Origin of the sequence: Actinophytocola sp., from assembly GCF_036402745.1 — a bacterium.
GTDB lineage: Bacteria > Actinomycetota > Actinomycetes > Mycobacteriales > Pseudonocardiaceae > Actinophytocola.
Map to the genome: position 1 here is coordinate 1 of NZ_DASWSJ010000146.1, position 4,930 is coordinate 4,930.

Annotated in this window: 5 protein-coding genes and 1 pseudogene; 4 read left to right on the top strand and 2 right to left on the bottom strand. The window is 69.9% G+C overall.

The window, feature by feature from the left end; genetic code table 11:
- Positions 1–253, top strand: a pseudogene (locus VGD70_RS14450) (hypothetical protein); the annotation flags it as partial.
- A gap of 174 nt (positions 254–427) precedes the next feature.
- On the opposite strand, the gene VGD70_RS14455 reads toward VGD70_RS14450, so the two are convergent.
- Positions 428–976: a TetR/AcrR family transcriptional regulator gene (locus VGD70_RS14455; RefSeq protein WP_331081957.1), complete on the bottom strand. Its 549-nt coding sequence runs from the start codon at positions 974–976 to the stop codon at positions 428–430.
- A 241-nt stretch (positions 977–1,217) separates the two neighbouring features.
- Here VGD70_RS14455 and VGD70_RS14460 point away from each other — a divergent pair, with 241 nt between their 5' ends.
- Positions 1,218–2,135 (top strand): TauD/TfdA dioxygenase family protein, encoded by a 918-nt coding sequence (locus tag VGD70_RS14460; RefSeq protein ID WP_331081958.1) that lies wholly within the window; start codon positions 1,218–1,220, stop codon positions 2,133–2,135.
- On the opposite strand, the gene VGD70_RS14465 is transcribed toward VGD70_RS14460, so the two are convergent.
- Complete coding sequence (locus tag VGD70_RS14465; protein WP_331081959.1) at positions 2,127–2,996, bottom strand: NAD(P)H-binding protein; 870 nt, start codon at positions 2,994–2,996, stop codon at positions 2,127–2,129. The genes VGD70_RS14460 and VGD70_RS14465 overlap by 9 nt on opposite strands.
- 74 nt (positions 2,997–3,070) lie before the next feature.
- Here VGD70_RS14465 and VGD70_RS14470 point away from each other — a divergent pair, with 74 nt between their 5' ends.
- Entirely contained in the window at positions 3,071–3,691 is a 621-nt protein-coding gene (locus VGD70_RS14470; protein WP_331081960.1) for a helix-turn-helix domain-containing protein, read from the top strand.
- A 739-nt stretch (positions 3,692–4,430) separates the two neighbouring features.
- A partial coding sequence (locus tag VGD70_RS14475; RefSeq protein WP_331081961.1) for a DUF899 family protein occupies positions 4,431–4,930 on the top strand: 500 nt, incomplete at its 3' end.

Sequence of the window (4,930 nt, forward strand, 5' to 3'; positions counted from 1 at the left end):
CTGGCGGGCGATCGCCGAGATGAGCCTGGCGATGTACGTGCCGTTCCTGATCATGTACCCGCCGTACCTCGCCGGGTGGGCCTCGGCCACCGCGGTCATGGTCGTCGGGCACGTGCTGATGACGCCGGCCATGGTCGTGGCCATGCTGTTCCGCCTGCCTGAGTACACCGGGAGCCACGACCACCACGCGCACAAGGACAAGCCGGTGTCCGAGCCGGAAGCTCGGGAGTTGGCTGTGCAGCACGAAGGCTGACGACAGCCGCCGCGGCAGGGCCGGATCGCGGTCGTGCCGTAGCCGAGGACTCCGGTGACGCGGTGTGGACGAAGGTCGGTGGGGCGTTGGCCGCGTCCTCGTCACGGCTTACCAGCCGGGCGTTTGCGGGCAGCGCTGTACGGCCCGCCCAAGACCGTACGTAACCGACAGAAGTCAGCCGAGTAGGCGACGCAGGACCGGTTCGACGTCGGCGCGCCGGGGCTTCCTCGGCGAAACCAAGGCCTGGTACAGCAAACCGTCGAACAGAGCGGTGAGCGCCTTCGCGGTGATGGTGTCCACTCTGGACTCGAACACCTCGGTGAGCATCGCGTCCCAGGTCGTGCTGGCGGCACGTAGGGCGGGACGTCGGAGTGCGCCGCCGTAGAGTTCGTAGGCGAGCGCGCTGGTCTGCCGGTGCTTCGTGGCGAGCACCACGATGAACGTCGCGAGCTCCTCGCTCAGGTCGGCGTCGTCGGGCAGGGCCGACGCCCAGTCGCGCAGGCGTTGGACGTTGCGCTCGGCGACCGTGCGGGCGGCGGCGTCGAGCAGCTCGTCCAGATCGGTGAAGTGGTAGGTGGTCGAGCCGAGTGGCACGTCGGCGCGGGCCGCCGCGGCCCGGTGGGTCAGACCGGCCGGCCCTGCCTCGGAGATCACCGCCACGGCGGCCTCGATGATCCGGTCCCTGCGGTGCGGGTCGTGCCGGCGGGTGCCGGTGGGCGGCATGCGTACCCCTTGCCTCAAAATCCGCCTCCGCGCAAGAGGCTTCTGCTCGCGATCCACATCGCGGACTGACCCTGGACATCGATGTGTACTTCAGTACATAGTAGCGAGGTCAGCACACCGCTGTCACGCGGCGTGGCACCGGGGTGACATCGACGGCGCCTATGTCTGGACGCCGGTGCTGAGCGTGCTGTGGCAGGACGCCGTAAGGAGTTCCGAACCACCGTTTCCTGAGGAGTGCGACGTGACCACGACGGTAACCTCGTTCGAACCGCTGACCGTCACGATCGGTGCCCAGGTCTCGGGTGTCGACCTGGCCGAGACACTCGCCCCGGACGTGGTGGCCGGAATCCGCTCTGCGTTGTTGGACCACAAGGTGCTGGTGTTCCGCGGACAGCGACTGACACCGCCGTCGCACCGGGCTTTCGCGGCCGTACTGGGCGAGCTCACCCCGGCGCACCCGGTCGTGCCCGGCTTGGACGCCGACCACCCGGAGATCTACGTCGTCGACAGTGGGGACGGTGGCAAAGCGCCCGTATGGCACACCGATGTCACGTTCTCCCGGCGCCCTCCGCTCGGGTCGGTGCTGCGGGCGGTGTCCCTGCCGCCGACTGGCGGTGACACCTGCTGGACCGACCTGGAGGCCGCCTACCTGACGCTGTCGCCGCAACTGCGGCGGCTGGCCGACGAGCTCGAGGCCGTCCACGACGGACGCAAGGACTTCGAGGAGTACCTGCACGTCAGGCTGTCCGGCGAAGGGAACGTGTGGGACGGCGAACGGGTTCGGTCACTCGAACCCGTCGTGCACCCGGTCGTGCGGGTGCATCCGGAGACCGGTCGGCGCAGCCTGTTCGTCAACCCCGGTTTCACCACCCACCTCCTGGATGTGCCCGAAGCCGAAAGCCGCGCCCTGCTGGACCTGTTCTTCGCCGCCATCGGCCGTCCCGAGCACAGCGTGCGCCATCGGTGGAGCGTCGGCGATGTGGTGGTCTGGGACAACCGCAGCACCGCGCACTACGCGGTCGACGACTACGGCGACCAGCACCGGGTGATGCACCGGATCACCATCCGAGGCGACCAGCCGGTAGGCCCGCCCCCGCTGACCCGCACCGAGTACACCGGCACGCCGCCGCGGGACCACCTCGGCGTGCCGTCACTCTGACCAGGACCGCCGGATCGTCTCGGCGTTGTCGCGCAGGAAGTCGTCGAACCCGCGCGGCGGATGGCCGGTGAGGTCGGCGACCGCGGACGTGGTCGGTGCGAGCCTGCCGTCCGCGACCTGCGCGAACAGCGTGGCCACGTCCTCGGCGAAGCCCACCGGCAGGCCGAGCGCGGTGAGCCGGGTGGCGAACGCGGCCGCGGGCAGGTCGACGTACCGGATCTCCCGGCCCGCGACCGCGGACAGCTTCGCGGCGATCTCGGTGTGCGTGAGGGCTTCCGGACCGGTGAGGACGAACGTCTCGCCGTGCCGCGGGTCGCCGGTCAGCAGCGCGGCCGCGCTCGCCGCGATGTCCGAACAATCCACATAGGACACCCGGCTGTCGCCGTACGCGCCGAGGAGGTGGCCGTCCTCGGTGAACACTGCCGCGCCGGTGCGGAAGTTCTGCATGAAGCCGCTCGGCTGCAGGATGCTCCAGTCGAGACCGGAGGACTTCAGGTGTTCCTCGATCACCCAGTGCGCGCCTTCGGCCAGCCTGCCGCCCTCGCGGGCGTGCCACACCGACACCTTCACGACGTGCGCCACCCCGGCGGCGGCCGCGGCGTCGATCACCGTGCGCTGCTGGCGGACCATGGGCTGCTCGCCCTCGGCGGGCTGGGCGCCGCCCGCGTTGAGCAACACCCGGTCGACGCCTTTCATCGCGGCCGCGACCGAGTCCGGATCGTCGAGGTCGCCAACCACGTAAGGGCAGCCGAGCGCCTCGCCCTTGGCCGGGTCGCGCACGAACGCGGTGACGTCCGCGCCGGGCAGCTGGTGGACGAGGTGGCGGCCGATGCTGCCGGTCGCGCCGGTGACCAGGATCATCAGGATCTCCGATTAAGCTGAGGGTGGCTCGAGTAATTAACTTGAGGGTACCTCGAATTAATCCGGAGGCAAGAGTGAGCCCTGCCGGGAGGCGGCCGCGTGCGGACGCGCGCCGCAACTACGACCGGCTGCTCGCGGAGGCGGACGCGGTGTTCCGCGAGCAGGGCACCGGCGCGTCGCTGGAGGGCATCGCACGGCGGGCACGGGTGGCGATCGGCACGCTGTACGGCCACTTCCCGAACCGGCGGGCGCTGGTCGGCGCGGTGCTGCGGGAGCGGAACGAGGCGCTGTTCGACGCGGGCGAGGCGTTGCTCGCGGAACTGCCGGAGGAGGCGCTGCGCCGATGGGTCGACCTCGTGGTCGAGCACGCCGCCACCTACCGGGGCCTCGCCGCCCTGCTGGCGGACGGCGTCGACGACGAGGCGTCGGAGCTGCACGCGTCGTGTGCGCGGATGGCGGACATCGGCGAGCGGCTGGTAGCGCGTGCGGCCGAGGCCGGGGTGGTGCGGCCGGAGGTGACCGGGGCGGACGTGTTCGCGTTGATGAACGCGGGCGCGTGGACGCGGGAGCACGCGTCGGCCGAGCAGGCGGCGCGGCTCGTCGCGTACACCATCGACGGACTGCTCGGGAACCGCGGCGGAGATCGGTCGCCACGTCGACGCGGGCGCCCCCGAGGCGGTGCTCACGCAGACTGAGCTGACCACCGAGGAGGACCGCCCGCGCCCGTGGTTCCACGAGCACGTCGCCAGCGAATCCCATGGGCCGCTACCGGACAGCGGGCAGCAGGCCGGTCAGCCGCATCATCCGCCGGTCGTGGCGTCGGGGTCGGCGCACTGGCGGCGCTAGACCGAGGGACTGACCGAGCACCGACTCAGGACCCGTCGGCCGCGGCGGCCAGCTTGGGCGGCGACAGGACCGGATTCTTGCCGAGGGTTGAGGAAAGCAGCCCCGAGTTCGCCACCGTCGGCCTGATAGCGCTGTCCTTTGGCGTGTGCGTCAACTTGGCTCGTGAACTCCAGATATAGCCTGGTCAATGTGCACCCGTTCGGCAGATTCCGGCTCAATCGGCACATCGACACGATAATTGAACTTCCAACCAAGCCAATCTGCCAATAGAAGCACCCGGTCACGTCAAGGCGGCCATCGCTGTGCCGCACACCCAACTTCCCAGTGCGCACACTGGTACGGCGCTCCACGGAGAGCACGTTGGAAGAAGATCGCCGTCATCGGCCGTGGCAGAGTGCCCTTACGTGGGCAACTTATCCCGGTCTTGTTGAGGTGAGGTGTGGTCCCCGCGCTGTTACACCGGCATGCGCTGCCGCACGAGTCGCCTTAACATGAACCCGGACCGTCACCGACCGTGCGCAACGTTCGGGACATCGTCGCTCGCGGCCGCCGACGGGCATTTTGCCGGAACAATAAGAGGAGACGCTGATGAAGGATGAGTCGACAAACCCCGGCGGGCCGGCAGCCGGCGCGACCGACGCACCGATCCTGCCCGCGGGCGTCGACCGGGCCACCTTCCACGCCGAGCTGGACAGGCTGCGGGTTCGGGAGAAGGCGCACACCCGGGAAGCCGACGCGATCGCCGCCGCCCGCCGGCGCCTGCCCGTGGTCGAGATGGACGCCAGCACCGAGCTGATCGGGCCCGACGGGCCGCTCACCCTGCTCGACGCGTTCGGCGGGCGCCAACAGCTCATCGCCTACTACTTCATGTGGTACCCCGGCCGGCCCGCGCCCGAGCAGTGCGAAGGCTGCACCTGGAACAACACCCAGGTCACGGAGCTGTCCTACCTCCACTCGCGCGGCATCACCTACGCGGTCCTCTGCCAGGGCCCCTACGACGAAAGCGTCCGCTACCGCGACTTCATGGGCTGGGACCTGCCGTGGTACTCCGCGCAGGCCTCCATCGACACGCTCCTCGACGGCCGCCA

Bases quoted from the DNA above. Each gene is read 5' to 3' on its own strand.
- VGD70_RS14465 (WP_331081959.1), bottom strand. From the start codon at position 2,996: ATGATCCTGGTCACCGGCGCGACCGGCAGCATCGGCCGCCACCTCGTC.
- VGD70_RS14455 (WP_331081957.1), bottom strand. From the start codon at position 976: ATGCCGCCCACCGGCACCCGCCGGCACGACCCGCACCGCAGGGACCGG.